Origin of the sequence: Pseudomonas sp. 2995-3, from assembly GCF_002742565.1 — a bacterium.
GTDB lineage: Bacteria > Pseudomonadota > Gammaproteobacteria > Pseudomonadales > Pseudomonadaceae > Aquipseudomonas > Aquipseudomonas edaphica.
Map to the genome: position 1 here is coordinate 367,749 of NZ_LJSB01000223.1, position 18,629 is coordinate 386,377.

Below are 18,629 nucleotides of genomic sequence, written 5' to 3' on the forward strand. Positions count from 1 at the left end.
GCAGTCCTCAGGCGGCATCGCACGTGGCGACGGCGTTAGCGGTGAATTTCTCGTAATGGAAGCTGGCCGGGGTCACGCCCTGCTGCTTGAAGTGCTCGCGCACCGCATCGACCATCGGCGGCGGGCCGCACAGGTACACGTCGACATCGCCGCCATTGAGGGCTTCGTCGGCCATGTGCTGCGTCACATAGCCCTGGCGCGGGTGAGTGGTGTGCGGATCAGCCACGCAGGTCACCAGGTTGAAGTCGGGCAAACGCGCGGTAAAAGCCTGCAACGCCTCGACCATCACCAGGTCCTGATCGCGCGTTACGCCGTAGATCAACCGGACCGGGCGGGTTTCCTGGCGCTGTGCGAGCACTTCAAGCATCGACAGGAACGGCGCCAGGCCGGTACCACCGGCCAGTAACAGCAGCGGCCGCGCCACCTCACGCAGGTAGAAACTCCCCAGCGGGCCGGTAATCGCCACGCGGTCGCCGGGCTGGGCGTGCTCCAGCCAGCTGCTCATCAACCCGCCGGGCACGTGCTTGATCAGGAAGCTGGCGTGCGTGTCGCCCGGGCGACTGCTGAAGGAGTAAGCGCGTGTCTGCCCACTGTCGGGCACGCTGATATTCACGTACTGGCCGGGCAGGAATACCGGCGCCTGGTCCAGCTCGAAACTCACCTGCAGCGCGGCATCGGCATGTCGGGTGATGCCGGCCAGCGTCGCGGCAAACTGCGTGGTGCCGGTCTTGCAGGCGCTGGACGGCACCGGCACGGCGATCACGCAGTCGGACTGCGGCACCATCTGGCAGGTCAGTACCTGGCGCGCCTGCGCTTCGTCGGCGCTCAGCGCGTCGTCGATATAGTCGTCGCCCAAGTCGTAGGCGCCGGTTTCACAGCGGCATTTGCAGGTGCCGCACACACCGTCCGAGCAGTCCATGGGCAGGTTGATGCGTTGGCGGAAGGCGGCATCGAGCACCTTTTCCCCCGCCTTGCAGTCGATGAAGCGGGTCACCCCATCTTCGAAGTTCAGAGCAATGGCATACGTCATGGCGGTGTCCTCAGATATGGTAGATGTCGATGACCTGGTGGATGTAGTCGTTTTTCAGCACCACCTTCTTGCGCGTGATCAGCGGCTGCTCGGCACGGATGTCGAGGCGATAGAAGGAGGTACCGAAATAACTGTCGGTGGTTTTGTAGCGGTGGCTGAGGGTGTGCCAGTTGAAACGCAGGTCCACCTGCGAGCCATCGTCGGCCAGCACTTCGAGGTTGCACAGCATGTGCACGGTGCGTGGCTCGGGGGTGCTGGCGCTGGAGCGCTCGGTCTTGATGCGGAAGATGCGGTCTTCCAGGCCGTCACGGCTGGGGTAGTAGATCAGCGAGATTTCGCGCTGCGGGTCTTCGGTGAGGGTGTCGTGATCGTCCCAGGCGGGCATCCAGAACTCGGCCTTGGGCGAATAGCAGGCCAGCCAGTCATCCCATTGGCGGTCGTCGAGCAGGCGCGCTTCACGGTAGAGAAAATCCAGCAGGTGCTCACGGGCAAGGCTCATGGCTGCACCTCGCGGTCGCTGGCAATCAGCCCTTGCTGTTCGCGCTCGATCGCACGCTGCAGGCTTTGGGCCCAGTGCGCATGCTGGCGCACAAACAAGCCCTCGTCCTCGGTCTTGACCCCGCTGAGCTGCGGTTGCATACCCATGGCCAAGGCATTCTCATCGGCCCCTTCCACCCACTGTTTGGCGCCACGGCTGAGGTCATTCCACAGGGTGCTCGCGCCCTGGTAACCGGTCTGGCAGGCGCGGAACTCCTCGAGGTCATCCGGGGTGCCCATGCCGCTGACGTTGAAGAAGTCTTCGTACTGGCGAATCCGCGTGGCGCGCTCCTGGGCGCTTTCGCCGATGGGCGCCATGCAGTAGATGGTCACTTCGGTTTTATCCACGGCGAGGGGCCGCACCACGCGGATCTGGGTCGAGAACTGGTCCATCAGGTACACATTGGGGTAGAGGCAGAGGTTGCGGGTCTGGTCGACGATAAAGTCGGCGCGCGCCTGGCCCAGGCGTTCGGCCAAGGCCTCGCGGTGAGCGTGCACCGGGCGCACTTCGGGGTTGAGCAGGCGCGTCCACAGCAGGATATGCCCGTGGTCGAAGGCGTAGACGCCGCCCAGGCTTTTCGACCAGCCATTGGCGTCGACGGTGCGCGTGCCTTCGGCCTCGTAGTTGCGCCGTCCCATGGTCGCCGAGTAGTTCCAGTGCACCGAGCTGACGTGGTAACCGTCGGCGCCGTTTTCGATTTGCAGCTTCCAGTTGCCGTCATAGACATAGGATGAGCTGCCGCGCAGCACCTCCAGGCCCAAAGGCGCCTGGTCGACCATCTGGTCGATGATCACGCGGGTTTCGCCCAGGTAATCGCGCAGTTCCGGCACCGCATCGCTGAGGCTGCCGAACAGGAAACCGCGATAGCTTTCAAAGCGCGCCAGGCGCTTGAGGTCATGGGAGCCGTCGCAGTCGAAGCTGTCCGGGTAGGCGCCGGTCTTGGCGTCCTTGACCTTGAGCAGCTTGCCGGCGTTGCTGAACGTCCAGCCATGGAAGGGGCAAGTGAATGAGCCCTTGTTGCCTTGTTTGCGCCGGCACAGCATGGCGCCGCGATGCGCGCAGGCGTTGACCAGGCCATGCAGCGCGGCGTGTTTGTCACGGGTAATGACCACCGGCTGGCGGCCGATCCAGGTGGTGAAGTAATCGTTGATCTCGGGCACCTGGCTTTCATGGGCCAGGTAGATCCAGCCGCCTTCGAAGATGTGTTTCATCTCCAGGGCAAACAGGTCGGGGTCGGTAAAGATGTCGCGGCGGCAGCGGAACACTCCGGTGGCGGGGTCTTCCTGTACGGACTCGCGCAATTGGCCGGCGAGTCGGTCGAGTGTACTGATCATGGGGCGGGCCCTCCGTTGTTCTTGTATCAGGCGCCCTCACCGTACGTGTTCGCCCTGCGCGTCAATATCCGCTGCCTGCACATCGTTATCCGCCAGGCGCACGTCGCTTAACGATGGCGTTTGAAGGTCTGCGACGGCAGTTCGCCGAAGCATTTGCGATAGGCCTCGGCAAACCGCCCCAGGTGCATGAAGCCATGGTCCAAAGCCACCTCGGTCACGCTGCGCGTGCTGCGCAGTTGCAAGCGTGCGTGCACGCGTTCGAGCTTGCAGCGGCGTACATAGTCGCGCGGCGACAGCCCCACCTGGCGCGCAAACAGGCTGTACAGCGAACGTTCGCTGACGTTGGCCACCGCCATCAACTGCTCGACGCTGATGTCATCGCCCAGGTGCTGCTGGATAAATTCGCGCACCGCTTCAAACCCACCGCCGTGGGCCGCCTGGGGGATCACCCGCAACACATTGCTGCCCAGCAATGCCAGCAGCTTGTTGGCCACGATGCGTTCGTACAGGCCCTGCATGTGGGGCTCGGCAGCGTTTTCCGCCTCATGGCAGATCAGCCCGAGCAACGGCAGGAAGCCGCTCATTTCACTGAGCGCGTGGCGGGCCGTCGCGAAGCGGATACCCACCTGCGGCAGGCTCCAGTGCTGCTCCAGGCAGGCGTTTTCCAGCAGGCGCACCGGCAGTTTGATGATGAATTTCTCGCAGTCGGCGGAATAGGTCAGGTCTACCGGGTCGTCCGGGTTGATCAGCAGGATTTCCCCCGGCCCGAACACGTCATCCTCACCACGGGAGCTGGAGCGGCAATGCCCGCTCAACAGGATCTGCAGGTGATAGATGGTCTCCAGCGCCACCGATGTGACCCGTACCGGAGCGCCGTAGCTGATGCGGCACAGGTCCAGGCTGGCGAAGGTGCGATGGCTGATACTCGCCCGGGGCCGGCCCTTGGGAGGCAGGCGAATGCAGTGGCTGCCCACGTGCTGGTTGACGTAGTCCGACACCGCGTAGGCATCGGCGCCCCGAAAAATCTGGCTGCGCTCACTCAATAGCACGGTCATGGTTGCGACTCTTTTATAGTTATTGGGCTCAGGCTGACGCGTGGGTACGGGGGCGTCCAATATGGAAAAAGTCTGAAGGGATACCCTGGAGGTATTGTCGGGCGTTCTGCGCCAGGGTTTCAGCGGTGCGCCGGGACGCGCAGGGCTTGCGGTGAGCATGGCGTGCTAAAACTTTGAAACAATACGCTTGGCCGGATTGGACGGCCGCTCGGGTACCTAGCGATACCCCCGCGCCTGAACATCGAACAACTCGGCATAGCGCCCACCCGCCGCCATCAGTTGGTGATGGCTGCCCTCCTCAAGGATTCGCCCGCCGTCCAGCACGATGATGTGGTCGGCATTGCGCACGCTGGAGAAGCGATGGGAAATCAACAGCGTCATGCGGCCCTTGGCGTGTTCGCGAAAATGCTCGAACACCGCCGCCTCGGCGCCGGCGTCCAGCGCGGCCGTCGGCTCGTCAAGAATCAGCAGGTCCGCCTCCTGGCGCATATACGCGCGTGACAAGGCGACTTTCTGCCATTGCCCACCCGACAACTCCTGGCCGCCAAGCCAGCGCCCTAACGGTGTGCCGTAGGCCTTGCTCAGACGCTCGATGAATTCGGCGGCCACCCCTTGTGTGGCGGCCGTGCGCCAGCGCGCCTCGTCGTTCAGCGCATCGACGTCACCCACGCCAAGGTTCTCGCCGACGGTCATCTGGTAGCGGATGTAATCCTGGAAAATCACTCCGATGCGCTGGCGCAGTGTCTGTTCATCCCAGTCTTGCAAGTCGCTGCCATCCAGCAGAATGCGCCCCGCGTGCGGTGTATACAGGCGCGTGAGCAGTTTGATCAGGCTGGTTTTGCCCGAGCCGTTCTCGCCCACCAGGGCCAGGCTTTGCCCCGGCGCCAAGTGCAGGTTGATGTCAGTCAATGCCGGCCGCTCAGCGCCGGGGTAACTGAACCCCACGTGCTCGCAGCGCAGACCGTCGCCGGGACGCGCGCCCTGGGTAAGCCGGCCACGGGGCACGACCACAGGGGTCAGCAGGTACTCATAAAGGTCCGACAGAAACAGGCTGTCGTCATACAGGCCGGCAATCGCGCTGAGGCTGGCGGTGATCGCGCTTTGCCCCTGCTTGAACAGCACGATGTACATGGTCATCTGGCCCAGGCTGGTCTGGCCGCGCACGGTGTCCAGCACCACCCAGGCGTAAGCCACATAAAACGCCGCGGTGCCCAGCAGGCCCAGGGCAAAGCCCCAGGCATCCCGACGCACCGTCAACTGGCGGTCTTCGGTGTACAAGCGCCGGGCGTTGTCGCGGTAGCGCTTGAGGAACAGCGGCGCCAGGCCGAACAGTTTGACCTCTTTGGCGTGGGTTTCGTGGGACAGCAGCGATTCCAGGTAATTCTGCTGCCGGGTCTCGGGCGCGCGCCGGTGGAACAGGCGAAACGCATTGCCCGAGAAATGCGTCTCGGCGAAGAACACCGGTAACGCGCCGACCACCAGAATCACCAGCGCCCACGGCGAAAAGTGCACCAACAGCACGGCAAAGCTGATCAGCGAGATCAGGTTCTGCACCAGCCCCAGGCCCTTGGTGACCAGGCTCAGCGGCCGTGTCGACGCGCCCTGGCGCACGCGCACCAGCTTGTCGTGGAACTCGGCGTCTTCAAATTGCAGGAGTGAGAGGGTCTGGGCTTTCTCCAGAATCATCAGGTTGACCTTCACCCCCAACTGCACCCGCAGCAACGATTGCTGCATGGACAACGCACGCTGGGCGGCGGCCAGCAGCGCCAACACGCCCGCCTCGGCCAGCACGTACTGCATCACCGGCCACACGGGCGCCTGGCTGCCGGCTGCATGAATCTGCATCGCGTGCACCACGCCATCGACAATGCGCTGGCCGATCCAGGCAGCCAGCGCAGGCAACAGACCGGCAACGATGGTGGCCAGCAGCAAGCCTATGAATAAGGGACGCGACGTGCCCCACACCAGCTTCAGTGCCCGGCGCGCCTGGATGGAAAACGCGCTCAATCGATTCAACAGCACCATGAATGGCATGGACTCCGTGTGGGGGGCTGGGGTGAGACGGGTGGATTATGGCAGGCGATGGCGTTGCGCACATCCAACGGTGAGGCAACAGGGGCAAGTGGTGGAGCAAGGGGCACCACGGCAGATTCTCGGCGCGCCGCAGCATGACAACCCCCGCAATCCCTATGCGCAGCCCATAACCTGCGACATTCAATCCTTGCTCAATTTGGGTATGGCCATACGGCTGCCCGCTTTGATTTCACGCAACGCCAGACTCGACTGAATAGACGCAATACCGACCTGGCGCCGCAACACTTGCTCGATAAAGTCGCTGTAGCTATCAAGGTCCTCCGCCAACACTTGGAGCACGTAGTCGGCGTCTCCGGTGATCTTGTGGCAGGCCAATACCTCTGGCAATTGCGCAATCACTGCCTCAAAGGCGTCCGGAGCGTGGTCGGCATGCGTGGAAAAGCGGATGTGCACGAATGCCATGATATCCAGCCCCAGCATTCTTCGATCAAGCGTTGCCTGATAGCCCTTTATCACCCCCGCCTCCTCCATTCTCTTGCGCCGTCGCCAGCAAGGCGTAAGGCTCAATGAAAGCCGCTCACTGAGTTCGGCATTGGAAATGCTCGCGTCCTCCTGCAATAACTCAAGAATGGCCAGATCGGTCTCATCGAGGCTGATGCGCCTGGATATATTTTTCTTCATTACGCCATTCCTGAGTTAAATCGCCCGGTAAATATACAAAATCACAAAAACAAAGCAAAGAAATCGCCTCCTGACCAGAACAGAATATTTGCACTGGCTCACATTAACGGATGCGCAGAATGTTTACAGTTTTCAGTGATTCCCACCGTCTGCACCATGGCACCGAGTTGAAGGATGGCGTGCTCAAGCCGTCGTTCGAGCAGCCCAGTCGGGCCGACACGGTTCACAACCGCGTCAAGCAAGTTGGCCTTGGCCAGATAGTCGAACCGCGCGCGTTCGACCGCTCGTGTTACGTCAACGCGCACAGCGAGCGCTACGTGAGCTTCCTGGAAAGCGCGTGGTCGCAATGGAGCGCCACAGGGCGCACCCATGATGCCCTGCCACTGGTATGGCCTGTACGTGACCTGGCCAACGATCAGGTACCCACGTTCATTGACGGCAAACTCGGCTTCTATGCGATGGATGCCGGCTCGCCGATCACTGCCACCACCTGGCAGGCGGTCAAGACCAGTGCCGATATCGCCCTGACGGGTCTGGCGCTTATCGATGAGGGCCATGACAGTGCCTTTGCCCTTTGTCGTCCGCCGGGCCATCACGCGGCGCGTGAATACATGGGGGGTTACTGCTATCTCAACAACGCGGCCATTGCTGCACAGCAGGCAATCACCCAGGGTGCCAAACGCGTCGCGGTACTCGACGTCGATTTTCATCACGGTAACGGCACCCAGAACATTTTTTACCCGCGCAATGACGTGATGTTCATATCGCTGCACGGCGAGCCGGCCGTGTCCTATCCCTACTATTCGGGGTTCAGCGATGAAGTCGGCGCAGGTGTTGGCGAAGGGTTCAACCTCAACTACCCGCTGCCGAAAAACACCGCCTGGGATACCTACCGCGACGCCCTGCTGCATGCCTGCAGGAAACTCCAGCAATTCTCGCCGCAGGTATTGGTGATCTCACTGGGGGTCGACACCTTCAAGGACGACCCGATCAGTCACTTCCTGCTGAAAAGCGAGGATTTCATCGGGATCGGCGAGCTGATAGCGAGTGTGGGTTGCCCCACCCTCTTTGTGATGGAAGGCGGCTATATGGTCGATGAAATCGGAATCAATGCGGTGAACGTACTGCATGGCTTCGAGAGCAAGCGCGCTTGAGCATCCGCCCGAAGACGGTGTGATCGACCTGAAAATATAAAAAACCTGTTTCAGAGGCTTGATCAGCAGCCGACCAAAGCCGCCCATCTGCGCACGGCCCGTTGACCTGCGAGTGACACCCCCAGGCGTGTGCAGGGGGGCCATCGCTGTCCAGATAAACCAACACCGTCACCCGCCATTGCATCCTGACAATGGCGCTGGCTATGCACTTTTCTGCCAAAACTCAAAAACATAAGATCAAGAGGTTTTGAAATGAAATCGAATCTATCAGAGCAGGTTGAGCAGCCTGCGCTGCAGCGCACGCTCAGCAATCGTCACATCCAGTTAATGGCAATGGGCGGAGCCATTGGTACAGGGTTGTTCATGGGCTCCGGAAAGATCATCGCCCTCTCCGGCACCTCGATCATCCTTATCTACATGATCATTGGCCTGTTCGTTTACTTCATCATGCGTGCCATGGGCGAAATGCTGCTTTCCAATTTGAATTTCAAGACCTTTGCGGATTTTGCCGGCGCCTACCTGGGGCCTCGCGCTGCATTTTTTCTCGGCTGGTCCTATTGGCTTAGCTGGAGCGTTGCGGTGATCGGCGATGCCGTCGTGGTCGGCGGTTTTTTCCAGTACTGGTTTCCCCATCTGCCTGCCTGGATACCGGCTATCGGGATGCTGGCGACACTGTTTGCCTTGAACGTGCTAACGGTCAGGCTTTTCGGTGAAGTCGAATTCTGGTTCGCGATCATTAAGATCATCGCCGTGGTGACACTTATTGGCGTCAGCATCGTGATGATTGCCAGCTCGTTCGTTTCGCCCAATGGCGTCACCGCGTCGCTGAGCCATCTGGTGGATAAGCAGGCTGCATTCCCTAATGGCTTGCTTGGTTTTTTTGCCGGTTTTCAGATGGCGATATTCTCATTTGCCGGCACCGAGTTGATCGGCACCGCTGCGGCAGAAACCCGCGCTCCGCAGAGGACGTTACCCAAGGCAATCAACTCGATTCCACTGCGAATCATCCTGTTCTACGTGTTGGCATTGGCCTGCATTATTGCCGTGACGTCCTGGCAACAGGTTTCACCGGTAAAAAGCCCTTTTGTCGAGCTTTTCCTCGTCGCAGGCTTTCCCGCAGCAGCCGGCATCGTTAACTTCGTGGTCCTGACATCCGCCGCGTCATCGGCCAACAGCGGCGTATTCTCCTCCAGCCGCATGCTGTTCGGGCTGGCGAATCAAGACAACGCTCCGGGTATTTTTCGGCGTCTATCGGGCAACAGCGTGCCTCTGTTGAGCCTGGCCTTCACGACACTGTTGATGCTGTCAGGTGTGCTCGTGCTGTTCATCGTTCCGCAAGTCATGACAGCTTTCACCATCGTGTCCACCGTGTCGGCGATCCTGGTGATCTTCACGTGGTCGACCATCCTCGCGTCTTACATTGCCTATCGCAAAAAACGTCCTGAGCTTCACGCCAAATCTGCTTACAAGATGCCAGGCGGCGTGCCAATGGCCTGGTTGTCACTGGCTTTTATGGGCTTCGTGCTCTGCCTGCTGGCATTGAGACCTGACACACGCGTGGCGTTGATGGTCATGCCGGGGTGGTTCATATGGCTGGCAATTGCCTATCAGCTGACACGTAGCAGGAAACCAAAAACCGCCGTTGAATCGGCAGGGCAATTCGGTTGAGTCAAAACGCGTATTTCAACCGGCAACGACCACGGCAGAGAACCCCACACGTGCACGCGTCAAAGGTTGATTAAAACAGAAGAAATTGGACTCAAGGAAAACCTGATGACTACCGATCCGGGGCTGGCTACAGCCGGGCTAGCGGAGCCCGATCCTGCGTGGCTCCGGGTAGGTAGATGCAGTATTCACTGATCAGAGGCGAGCAGCTTTTTAACTTCGGCAATGATCAAGTCGATGTTGAATGGCTTCGCCAATACCGCATCAAACAGATCCGATCTCTGCATGCCGATGTGTGCCTGAGCACCGCTCATCAGGATGATCGGCAATTGATTAGCGCAAGGGAGGGCTCGAACGGCTGTGGCAAATTCCAGGCCGTCCATAACAGGCATCATAAAGTCGGTGATGATCAAGGCAGGCCTTTCTCTATCCAGCACTTCCAGTCCTTTTCGACCATTGCTGGCAGTCACCACCATGAACCCCTCATCCTCCAGTGCGAAGCTGAGAATGTCAGCGATCAAATACTCGTCATCGACGACCAGGATGGTGGTCATGTTAATTCAACCCACTCAAAAGCTTAAGAAAGTGAACCGGGCGATGTCCCAGTGGGGGCTGAAGGTTCATGTCTCGAAGCCTTTTTCAGGAAAACATCGCGATCTTGGATGACAACCTCAAATCTGGAGGGGTCATAAGAGCTATCTCGTACCTTAAGAATGGAAAGTGTCCTGCTTAGTTCAGAGTGATTCTCAGAGAACCGCATCAGCATCAAGTTATCGACGATGCTGGACAGGTCAGAGTTTGGCGCGCTGACCTCGGAGCCAAATAGATCACGCATTTCCCAGGACGCGAATACGGTTACGCCCCTGGAGCGCAGTTCATTCATCAGCGCACTCAAGAAGTCAGTAATTCGCGCCGGATTTGTAGAAACTCGTGTCATACCGCTAAGGCTATCGATGAACAGGCGCTTGATGCCCTTCTCTTCTACAAGACTCAACAAGCGTGCGCCCAACCCATCCAGCAACCCCTCAGTCGTCGGCTGCCAGGCAATGCTCAGGGCGCCGCTGTTCTCCATGCCTTGGATATCGATACCCAATGATTGGCCTTTGAGTCGCAACCGTTGCGGGCTTTCATAAAAGCCAAAATGCAGTCCTGGAGCCTCCACCGTCGACTCGGCCAGAAATTTCAGGCCCAGCGTCGTTTTACCAATGCCGGAGGGGCCCATGACCAGAGACACACTGGAACTGTAAAGGCCTCCACCCAATATGCCGTCCAGCGAACCAATGCCACTGGCGATACGCGTCATGTCGGCGCTGTCGGGGGCGGATGGGTGGCTATAAAGGCTTTCGAGACGAGGGTAAACCACCAAGCCATTGTCGGTAATCTCACACTCATGAAGGCCTGTCATGGCCCCACTGCCGCGAGTTTTACGCAGTTGAATACGACGTACCGAGCGAGTGCCAAACAGCTCTTCGCCCATTTCAATGACGCCATCAACCATGGTGTGCTCAGGGCTGCCGTCGTCGAGACGGGAGCTGGTCAGAAACAGCACCGTGCAACCCGCGAAAGCAGCGTGCCCTTGCAACTCGGAAATGAATTTCTTGGTGTCGATGTGCGAGTCGGCTTTTGAGCGAGCATTAAGCAAGCCGTCTACCACCATCACTGTAGCTTTTTGGCGACTTATCTCGCGCCGAAGCAGTTTTACCACCTCGTCCAGCCCTTCGTTTTCCAACGTATCAAACGCGCTGACAAACTGAATGTCGGCGCCCACTTTGGACGCGTCGAAAAAGCTCAGAGTAGAAAGAAACTGAAAAAGACGGTCGTGTGACTCGGCCAGCAGTGTGGCGACCAGAACCCGGCCTCCATTGTTCGCATGATGGAACCCAAGTTGGTTGGCCAGGATCGTTTTGCCAGACCCTGGTCGCCCCTGGATTATGTAGGAGGCGCCCGCGACCAGCCCTCCCTTGAGCAGAGCGTCGAGCCCTTCGATTCCACTTTGGAGGCGTTTTAGCTTTTCCACAATGCGACCCTGATCTGAAAAACAGGCTGTTTAAGCCGAGTGATAGGAATGCTAACGCCATTTACGCTTTAGAGCCATTCAGACCTGGAGCGCGGTGGGTTAATCAACGGGAATGAAGTCCCAGATCATCTATCCCATGCGCGTATTGCGCAAGAAATGCTCAAGCACGTTACGAACGGGTTCGAAACGGTTTGGCTAACCGGATCAAAGATGCAACGCGGGCTTGGACTGGCGGATGCCATGGGCGGAGGGGACGCGAACACGCAGCGCGATCAGCAACGCGGCCAGCAGCATCAACACGGCCGCGGCTACAAATACGCCTGCGCTTCCACCGAGGCTGAACACCGCACCGCCAGCGGCGGCGCCCGTGGCAATGGCGGACTGCACCGAGGCCACCACCATGCCCCCGGCGCTTTCCGCCTGGTCAGGGACCGAGCTGGCGACCCAGTTCGACCACGCCACCGGCACGCCACCAAAGGCCAGGCCCCAGATCGCCAGCAGGACCGCCTGCCCCGGCACCGAGGCCGGCAACAGCACCAACGCCAGTGCGGCGACGCCGACCAGTGCGGGCATCAACACCAGCGTGGCCAGCGGGTGGCGCTCCAGCAGCCTCCCGGCCAACAGCGTGCCGACGAAGTTTGCGACACCGAACCCCAGCAGCATCAGTGACAGCCCTTGGGCGCCGATACCCGTAGTCCCCTCGAGGAAGGGCCGAACATAGGTGAACATCGCGAAGTGCCCGCTGTGCACCAGCACACAACCGAACATCCCCATGGCGATGCCCGGGCGCAGCAACACCTCAAGAACGGTGCGCAGGCGTGCCGGTCGGCGCGGCGCAAGGCGCGGCAGAGTGAACGCCTGTAAAGCCAGCGTGACCATGCCTACCGCCGCCGCCGCAAAGAACGCGCTGCGCCAGCCATACAGCCCACCCAAGTAGCTGCCCAGCGGTACCGCAACGACCGTGCCGATGGCGATGCCGCTGAAGATGATCGACAACGCCCGGGGCAACAAGGCACTCGGCACCAGGCGCATCGCTACTGCCGCCGCCATGCTCCAGAACCCGCCAAGGGCAATGCCCAGCAAGATACGCATCAACAACAGCACCACGAAGCTGGAGGAAACGGCGACCAACAGATTGGAGGCGACCATCAACGTGGAAAAACCCAGCAACACCCAACGTCGGTCGATGCCACGGGTCAGGCCTGGCACCAACAAGCCGGCAAACAGCGCCACCACCGCCGTCACGGTGACTGCCTGGCCAGCCAACGCCTCGGACACGCCCAGGTCAGTCGCCATCAGCGTCAACAAACTGGCCGGAAGGTACTCAGCGGTCAGTAATCCGAACACACCCATGGCCAAGGAAAATACTGCCATCCACGCGGGGGTTGCAGGTTCTACGTCCGCGTCGACGCCAACATGGCGGTCGGAAACGGTATTACACACACAGTCAGTCATTGCACGGATCTCCCAATCTTCATTGCGAGCCGCAGTCTAGGCGCGGGAATCCGGATGATCTATGATCTAAAGTCTCTACTTTTTGATCAAAACACCTGAACGATGCCTACAGATCAGTTTGCGCTTTCCTCGGATCTCATCAACGAGCTGTTACGCGGCATGCGCCTGCGTGGGGTCGAATACCGGCGTATCCAAACGGGGCCGACCTTTGGTTTGGGCTTCGCGGAAAAACCCGGGCACGCCTGGTTCCACTTCATGGCCGTCGGCACTGCGGTGTTAAAGATGGAGGACGGAACCACCTACGCGCTGTCTGCCGGCAACGCCGTGTTTATTTCCCATGGCGCGGCCCATCAACTGTTTTCCCATACGGACGTGCCGGTTCAAGACATCGACCGTTTAGACGGCGCCCCTCTGGGCGACACCGTCAGCGCGGTGGATACCGGGACCGACGGCAGCCCCACGCCGAGCACTATCGTGTTCAGTGGCTGCATGGAATTTGAACTGGGCAGCATCCATGGGCTTGGTCGGCTGATGCCGGGCCTGATGCTGATTGATGCCGGTGGCCAGCGTTACCCCGGACTGGTGCCGATCCTGACCACCATGGAACGCGAGGTCAGCGCCGCACGTGTCGGCTTCGCCGGTATCCTCGCGCGGCTGGCCGACGTGGTGGCGGCCATGGTCGTTCGCGGCTGGGTGGAGTGCGCCTGCGGCAATGCCTCTGGGCTGGTCGCCGCCTTGCGCGATCCACGCCTGGCCGGTGCGCTGCTTGCGCTCCACCAACAACCGGGTCGCGAATGGACCGTTGCGCAGCTGGCCGAGCACTGCAATACCTCGCGCTCGGTGTTCGCGGACCGCTTTCAAGTGACTATCGGCATGACCCCGCTGCGCTACGTCACCGAACTGCGAATGCGGCTTGCAAGCCAGTGGCTGACCCTCGAAAGGCTGCCGATTGAAGAGGTGGCGCAGCGCTTGGGCTATACCTCCCAGGCCGCCTTCAGTCGTGCATTCAAGCGCATTACGGGGCAGACACCGGGATTGAGTCGCAAGGTCAGGCAGCCCGCGCTGACTTGAACCGGGCGCAAGCAGCCGATGAGCCGTGGCGCCGGCTCATTTACCGCCCGTCACGTCGAGGAATGTACCGGTAACGAAGGATGCCTCCGCGCTCGCCAGCCATAGAATCGCGCGAGCCACCTCCTCGGGCTGACCACCGCGCCCCATGGGGATCGAATCCTTGACCCGATCGACCCGCCCCGGCTCACCGCCACTGGCGTGCATGTCGGTATAGATATGCCCGGGGCGGATACAGTTGACGCGTATGCCTTCGCGCGCCACCTCCTTTGCAAACCCAATGGTGAACGTCTCCAACGCGCCCTTTGACGCCGCATAGTCGACATACTCATTGGGGCTGCCGAGGCGCGCCGACGCCGAAGAGACATTGATCACCACACCGCCCGGGCCGTTGTGGCGGTAAGCCATGCGCTTCACCGCCTGTTGGGCACAGAGTATTGGCCCAATGGCATTGACCGCAAAGATGCGCTGCATCCGCTCCATGCCAAGGTCTTCCAGGCGAGACTGAGGCCCCAGCATCCCGGCGTTATTGACCAGCACGTCGATACGTCCGAACCTGCGGTCGATGGCCGCGAACAAGTCGGCCACCTGTTGCGGGTCGGCACTGTCGGCCCGCATCGCCAACGCCCGGCGCCCCAGTGCTTCTACATCCGCAGCCACGGCCAGCGCTGCGGATTCGTTGGCAACGTAGCTGATAGCCACGTCATAACCCCTTTCGGCGGCCAGCCGGGCGGTGGCGGCCCCCACTCCACGACTGCCACCCGTGATTAGAATCAGCGGTGCCTGCGAGACATTGACCATTGAACATAGCTCCTGAGCTGTTGGCTGTATCAGCCGATGATGAGCGTACCGCCGGCTATCACCACGCACGCCAGTATCCGGCGTGCAGTGAGCGTCTCGCCAAGAAACGCATAGCCGATCAACGCCGCGAACAGCACGCTGGTTTCGCGCAGTGCCGATACCGCGCCCAGGGGCGCTTCGTTCATGGCGTAGATGATCATTCCATACGCGAGCAATGAGACCAGGCCGCCGACCAACGCGGTCACTGTTCCGGGCCGGACGCAGAACAAGCTGCGGCTGTCGCGCAGGCCGATGTAGACCACCGGCATCAGCACGCCCCACAGGGCGCACATCCACACCGTGTAGGCAAGCGGCGCACCGGAGAGCCTCGCACCGATGCCGTCGACCACACTGTAGGCCGCGATAAAGCCGCCCGTTCCCAGCGCATAGGGCAAGCTGGGAACCGACAGACTGCGGCCTCTGAAGGCCAGCGAAATAATCCCGCCCGACACCAGCGCAATACCGACGAGCTCGCCGGGGGTGATGCTTTCTCCGGCAAACACGGCGGCACCAAAAGTGATCAGCACCGGCGACGATCCACGTGAAATCGGATAGACCTGCCCCAGGTCGCCAACCCGGTAACTGCGCACCAGAAACAGGTTGTAGCCCACATGCAGCAACCCCGACACCACCGCGTAGCCCCAACTTTCAATCGCCGGGGACGCCATGAATGTCGCAGCAACCACACTGGTGATGGCGATGGCGACGCACATCACCGTCATCGACCACAGCCGATCGGCGCCGCTACGCAGCAGCGCGTTCCAACTGGCATGCAGGAGCGCGGCGAACAGCACGAGGAACACGAGATGAATAGGCATGCGCCACTGTAGGCAATGCGGCGCCGGAGCTAAAGCGAAGTCTCCTCATTGGGCCATGAGCAGATGCTCATAACTCGCTTGTCTACGCCTGTACTTTCAGCGCCTCACTGACCAGCCATTGGCGAAAGCTGGCGATGTGCGGCTGCGATTCGATGCCCTTGGGGCAGACGAAGTAGTAAGCCAGCGGCGATGGCAGCGGTATGTCGAACAGCCGCACCAAACGGCCATCGCTGATTTCCTTCTCGACATGCCCGCTGCGCACCAATGCAACGCCCTGGCCGAGCAAGGCCGCCTCGACCGTCATGTTGGTATCGCCAAACCTGACGCTCTCCTTGAGCGGCAAATAGGCCAGGCCGACGGTTTGAAACCACACCTCCCACTTTGGCACCAACTCGGCGCCATCGCGCGTCAGCAGCGGGAAGTGCAACAAGTCTGCGGGGCTCTGCGGCGTCCCCACGCGTCGCAGCAGTTCGGGGCTGGCCACAGGGAATACCTCCTCCCCAAACAGGAACTCCGAATGCAGACCTGGGTAATTGCCCTTGCCCAGCCTGATCGCAACATCCGCCTGGCCGTGCGAGAAGTGGATGATTTTATCCGTGGTGTCCAGCGAGACCAACAGCTCGGGGTGCTGACGAGCCAGACGTGGCAAGCGTGGCAGCAACCATTTGAGCGCGAAGGAATAGGTGGTGCTGACGCTGAGTCGCACCCTGCCCTTTTGCTCGCGCAAGTCACCCAACGTCGCCTCCAGGCTGATGAAAAACTCCCGCACGATGGGCGCCAGCGTAGCCCCCGCTGCCGTGAGGCGTAACGCCTTGCCACGCTCAAACAACGGCACACCCCAAAGCGCCTCCAGGTGCTTGAGCTGGTGACTGACCGCGCTTTGAGTCACATGCAACTCCTGTGCGGCGGCTGTAAACGTCGGGTGGCGGGTCGCAACTTCAAAAGCGCGCAAGGTCGCGGTGGGCGGCAGATCTCTCATAGGGGCGGTATCCAGCGAGTTTTCGCAAAAGCACGTGTATGAACGTTAGCTCATGCAGCGGCGAAGTTCACTGTAAACGTCGCCTCCGTGACAGTACCGTGGCTCAATTCAAACTGAATACTCAAAAAGCATTTTCGGTTTTAACTTTCCTTCTCGCATTTGCCTGTGCCACCCAAAGCATACTAAGGCCCGCCATATGGAAAACAAACAGCCCTCCTCTTATCGAGCCAAGCAATTTTATTACTGCTCTAGCGCTACTGACTCAATCACCTTAGCGATTCAAGATCGCAACCGTATAACTTCTAGCAAACGTTAAAAAGACCAGGCAGGCAAAGCCTGCCTTACAGCTCTCAAAAAAATCGACGATACCAACCTCGCTCATAAGAACCATCATTTATTTACGGCATATTCCTCTATCAACTTCCACAGTAGACGCCCCATGGGCACGCGATAAATATCGCTATGCGCACCACCTCCTGATCCCGGAGAATTAAATTGGGTGATGCCGTCCGACACGTTTATATAAGAGACCTTCCGGACTTGCCGATTGCCATCGAATGGATCATTACAAGCTTGCCCCCCATGCTTGCAGATACTGAAGCTGCCTGCCGACGCTGCCGAAGTATCAGACGCGGTCATACAATTAAATATATCCTTATAAGGCGAATCGGGCGAGTCGCAAGCTTTATGATAAGAACTGATCGACCCTGCTGGTGACGTCCAAATGATAAATGGAGAGCCCACCGCACTGTCATTAGCCGCGGCAGTAAGTACCAACTGAGTGTTTTTTAACTTCGCATAATCACGGTAAGGAGCGCCCTCACTGCTCAAGCCAGCTACAAACCGATTGATGCTCATTGCACCTTGTAAAGCGACGGCGAGATCAACGGAGCTAGTCACCATCTTCTGATCAGGGAAATGGTTATCTATAGGTACCAGCGCAGGCGAACTGAAAACAGCCCTCGTCATTGCCCGAGCCCCAAAGCTATGCCCTAGTGCAACCACACGTGCGGGGCTACCTGAAGCGGCCAGGCTCTTGGGAATTGTCTCGTTCAGAATTTTATTGAGCCAAGACAATCCGACTTCATCTGCGTCGCCTGCCTTATTTGAGTAGCTCAATACGTTACCGGCAGAGTTCGACCAATAGGAAGGCCAGGTGACGCCAATCACTAGTGGCCTGAATGGTCCATTGATAGCTTTCTGTGTATCCAGTGCCTCCTTGCGATTGATCTCGTTTTCCTGGAGGCCTCGTTTGTCCTCAAGCGAGGCCGCAATTACGTTGCCGGTGAGGTCATTAAAGTTTCGGATTGCCTCTTGCTGAGAGGTATTCCAGCCCATAACAATAACCAGAATGTGCGTATAACTACCGTCGAGCAGGTCTTGCGTAAGGTTGGTTTCCAACGAGGCCAACGCGTACTTTCCATAGTCATACAATTGGTAGGCTTTCGCGTCCACCTTATCCAGGTTCGTGGAGATTCTGCAGGCGTGCCAATCGCTGATTTTAGCGAGGTCATAATCCTCTTTTATGAGTGCCAATGGTTTAGCGGCATAAGCGTTGTAAACAAAACAATGTGAGGTGGAAACGTAGGGCTTGGACAACACCGCAACGTTCTGGGTATAGCGATTCTGAACGATATGTGAGATGAACATTGCCTTCGGATCGTTGCGCTGAAATCTGCTGATAATATTGGACGTATCACCCGCACTCGTTTGCTCGCTGTTTATGTACTGACCACTTCTTACAAAACTTACCTGTGGGTAGGGCTTGGGACCACCCACTATCGATTGTGGGCTTTTTTCGAGCGCAACCACGTAACCTGGGTAATGCAAGGCGGTTCCGGACGGAAAATGCAAAACAGAATGGAAGTTCTTGGCATTGGAACTACCAACCTTCAGGCTCGTTTCGTACGGTTCCATAACTGATCGCTGGTCTGAACACGCAAAAAGTCCGATGCACCCCG

At 59.3% G+C, this 18,629-nt stretch carries 16 protein-coding genes; 3 read left to right on the top strand and 13 right to left on the bottom strand.

The window, feature by feature from the left end; translation table 11 throughout:
* Positions 1–7: 7 nt before the first annotated feature.
* The 6 genes from benC to AOA62_RS22680 form a co-directional block, all read right to left on the bottom strand.
* Positions 8–1,030 carry a benzoate 1,2-dioxygenase electron transfer component BenC gene (gene benC, locus AOA62_RS22655; RefSeq protein WP_099549813.1) on the bottom strand — a complete coding sequence of 341 codons (1,023 nt, stop codon included), beginning with the start codon at positions 1,028–1,030 and terminating at the stop codon, positions 8–10.
* 10 nt (positions 1,031–1,040) lie between these two features.
* The gene (gene benB, locus AOA62_RS22660; protein WP_099549814.1) at positions 1,041–1,529 is read right to left on the bottom strand and encodes a benzoate 1,2-dioxygenase small subunit; all 489 of its coding nucleotides are present in this window, start codon (positions 1,527–1,529) and stop codon (positions 1,041–1,043) included.
* Entirely contained in the window at positions 1,526–2,902 is a 1,377-nt protein-coding gene (locus AOA62_RS22665; protein ID WP_099549815.1) for a Rieske 2Fe-2S domain-containing protein, read from the bottom strand. Before AOA62_RS22665 ends, benB begins: the two co-directional genes overlap by 4 nt.
* A 107-nt stretch (positions 2,903–3,009) precedes the next feature.
* Complete coding sequence (locus tag AOA62_RS22670) at positions 3,010–3,957, bottom strand: AraC family transcriptional regulator (protein WP_099549816.1); 948 nt, start codon at positions 3,955–3,957, stop codon at positions 3,010–3,012.
* Positions 3,958–4,173: 216 nt separating this feature from the next.
* A complete protein-coding gene (locus AOA62_RS22675) occupies positions 4,174–5,982 on the bottom strand; it encodes an ABC transporter ATP-binding protein (RefSeq protein ID WP_099549901.1) in 1,809 nt (602 codons plus the stop codon).
* A 189-nt stretch (positions 5,983–6,171) separates the two neighbouring features.
* Positions 6,172–6,672 carry an Lrp/AsnC family transcriptional regulator gene (locus tag AOA62_RS22680; RefSeq protein WP_056859928.1) on the bottom strand — a complete coding sequence of 167 codons (501 nt, stop codon included), beginning with the start codon at positions 6,670–6,672 and terminating at the stop codon, positions 6,172–6,174.
* A gap of 119 nt (positions 6,673–6,791) precedes the next feature.
* On the opposite strand from AOA62_RS22680, the gene AOA62_RS22685 reads away from it, so the two are divergent.
* Together AOA62_RS22685 and AOA62_RS22690 are read left to right on the top strand one after the other, a co-directional pair.
* The gene (locus AOA62_RS22685; RefSeq protein WP_099549817.1) at positions 6,792–7,826 is read left to right on the top strand and encodes a histone deacetylase family protein; all 1,035 of its coding nucleotides are present in this window, start codon (positions 6,792–6,794) and stop codon (positions 7,824–7,826) included.
* A gap of 252 nt (positions 7,827–8,078) precedes the next feature.
* The gene (locus AOA62_RS22690; protein ID WP_099549818.1) at positions 8,079–9,494 is read left to right on the top strand and encodes an amino acid permease; all 1,416 of its coding nucleotides are present in this window, start codon (positions 8,079–8,081) and stop codon (positions 9,492–9,494) included.
* Between the two features lie 185 nt (positions 9,495–9,679).
* Here the strand turns inward: AOA62_RS22690 and AOA62_RS22695 are convergent, their stop codons facing one another.
* The 3 genes from AOA62_RS22695 to AOA62_RS22705 all read right to left on the bottom strand — a co-directional run bounded on the left by AOA62_RS22695 (position 9,680) and on the right by AOA62_RS22705 (position 12,963).
* Positions 9,680–10,045: a response regulator gene (locus tag AOA62_RS22695; protein WP_099549819.1), complete on the bottom strand. Its 366-nt coding sequence runs from the start codon at positions 10,043–10,045 to the stop codon at positions 9,680–9,682.
* 23 nt (positions 10,046–10,068) lie between these two features.
* Complete coding sequence (locus tag AOA62_RS22700; RefSeq protein ID WP_099549820.1) at positions 10,069–11,508, bottom strand: ATPase domain-containing protein; 1,440 nt, start codon at positions 11,506–11,508, stop codon at positions 10,069–10,071.
* Positions 11,509–11,712: 204 nt separating this feature from the next.
* Positions 11,713–12,963, bottom strand: coding sequence for an MFS transporter (locus tag AOA62_RS22705; protein WP_099549821.1), 1,251 nt, complete (start codon positions 12,961–12,963; stop codon positions 11,713–11,715).
* Positions 12,964–13,065: 102 nt separating this feature from the next.
* On the opposite strand from AOA62_RS22705, the gene AOA62_RS22710 reads away from it, so the two are divergent.
* Positions 13,066–14,034, top strand: a complete 969-nt coding sequence (locus tag AOA62_RS22710) for an AraC family transcriptional regulator (RefSeq protein WP_056859921.1) — start codon at positions 13,066–13,068, stop codon at positions 14,032–14,034.
* A 36-nt stretch (positions 14,035–14,070) separates the two neighbouring features.
* On the opposite strand, the gene AOA62_RS22715 is transcribed toward AOA62_RS22710, so the two are convergent.
* The 4 genes from AOA62_RS22715 to AOA62_RS22730 form a co-directional block, all read right to left on the bottom strand.
* Complete coding sequence (locus AOA62_RS22715) at positions 14,071–14,832, bottom strand: SDR family oxidoreductase (protein WP_017135558.1); 762 nt, start codon at positions 14,830–14,832, stop codon at positions 14,071–14,073.
* 29 nt (positions 14,833–14,861) lie between these two features.
* On the bottom strand, positions 14,862–15,689 hold the full coding sequence (locus tag AOA62_RS22720) for a DMT family transporter (protein ID WP_099549822.1): 828 nt from the start codon (positions 15,687–15,689) through the stop codon (positions 14,862–14,864).
* Between the two features lie 82 nt (positions 15,690–15,771).
* Positions 15,772–16,668 carry a transcriptional regulator GcvA gene (gene gcvA / locus AOA62_RS22725; RefSeq protein ID WP_099549823.1) on the bottom strand — a complete coding sequence of 299 codons (897 nt, stop codon included), beginning with the start codon at positions 16,666–16,668 and terminating at the stop codon, positions 15,772–15,774.
* Between the two features lie 390 nt (positions 16,669–17,058).
* Positions 17,059–18,585 carry an alpha/beta hydrolase gene (locus tag AOA62_RS22730; protein ID WP_232626295.1) on the bottom strand — a complete coding sequence of 509 codons (1,527 nt, stop codon included), beginning with the start codon at positions 18,583–18,585 and terminating at the stop codon, positions 17,059–17,061.
* Between the last annotated feature and the right edge of the window lie 44 nt (positions 18,586–18,629).

What these genes read in the sequence shown, in the direction of transcription:
- benC (WP_099549813.1), bottom strand. Translation starts at nt 1,030, where the DNA reads ATGACGTATGCCATTGCTCTGAACTTCGAAGATGGGGTGACCCGCTTC.
- benB (WP_099549814.1), bottom strand. Translation starts at nt 1,529, where the DNA reads ATGAGCCTTGCCCGTGAGCACCTGCTGGATTTTCTCTACCGTGAAGCG.
- AOA62_RS22665 (WP_099549815.1), bottom strand. Translation starts at nt 2,902, where the DNA reads ATGATCAGTACACTCGACCGACTCGCCGGCCAATTGCGCGAGTCCGTA.
- AOA62_RS22670 (WP_099549816.1), bottom strand. Translation starts at nt 3,957, where the DNA reads ATGACCGTGCTATTGAGTGAGCGCAGCCAGATTTTTCGGGGCGCCGAT.
- AOA62_RS22675 (WP_099549901.1), bottom strand. Translation starts at nt 5,982, where the DNA reads ATGGTGCTGTTGAATCGATTGAGCGCGTTTTCCATCCAGGCGCGCCGG.
- AOA62_RS22680 (WP_056859928.1), bottom strand. Translation starts at nt 6,672, where the DNA reads ATGAAGAAAAATATATCCAGGCGCATCAGCCTCGATGAGACCGATCTG.
- AOA62_RS22685 (WP_099549817.1), top strand. Translation starts at nt 6,792, where the DNA reads ATGTTTACAGTTTTCAGTGATTCCCACCGTCTGCACCATGGCACCGAG.
- AOA62_RS22690 (WP_099549818.1), top strand. Translation starts at nt 8,079, where the DNA reads ATGAAATCGAATCTATCAGAGCAGGTTGAGCAGCCTGCGCTGCAGCGC.
- AOA62_RS22695 (WP_099549819.1), bottom strand. Translation starts at nt 10,045, where the DNA reads ATGACCACCATCCTGGTCGTCGATGACGAGTATTTGATCGCTGACATT.
- AOA62_RS22705 (WP_099549821.1), bottom strand. Translation starts at nt 12,963, where the DNA reads ATGACTGACTGTGTGTGTAATACCGTTTCCGACCGCCATGTTGGCGTC.
- AOA62_RS22710 (WP_056859921.1), top strand. Translation starts at nt 13,066, where the DNA reads ATGCCTACAGATCAGTTTGCGCTTTCCTCGGATCTCATCAACGAGCTG.
- AOA62_RS22715 (WP_017135558.1), bottom strand. Translation starts at nt 14,832, where the DNA reads ATGGTCAATGTCTCGCAGGCACCGCTGATTCTAATCACGGGTGGCAGT.
- AOA62_RS22720 (WP_099549822.1), bottom strand. Translation starts at nt 15,689, where the DNA reads ATGCCTATTCATCTCGTGTTCCTCGTGCTGTTCGCCGCGCTCCTGCAT.
- gcvA (WP_099549823.1), bottom strand. Translation starts at nt 16,668, where the DNA reads ATGAGAGATCTGCCGCCCACCGCGACCTTGCGCGCTTTTGAAGTTGCG.
- AOA62_RS22730 (WP_232626295.1), bottom strand. Translation starts at nt 18,585, where the DNA reads ATGGAACCGTACGAAACGAGCCTGAAGGTTGGTAGTTCCAATGCCAAG.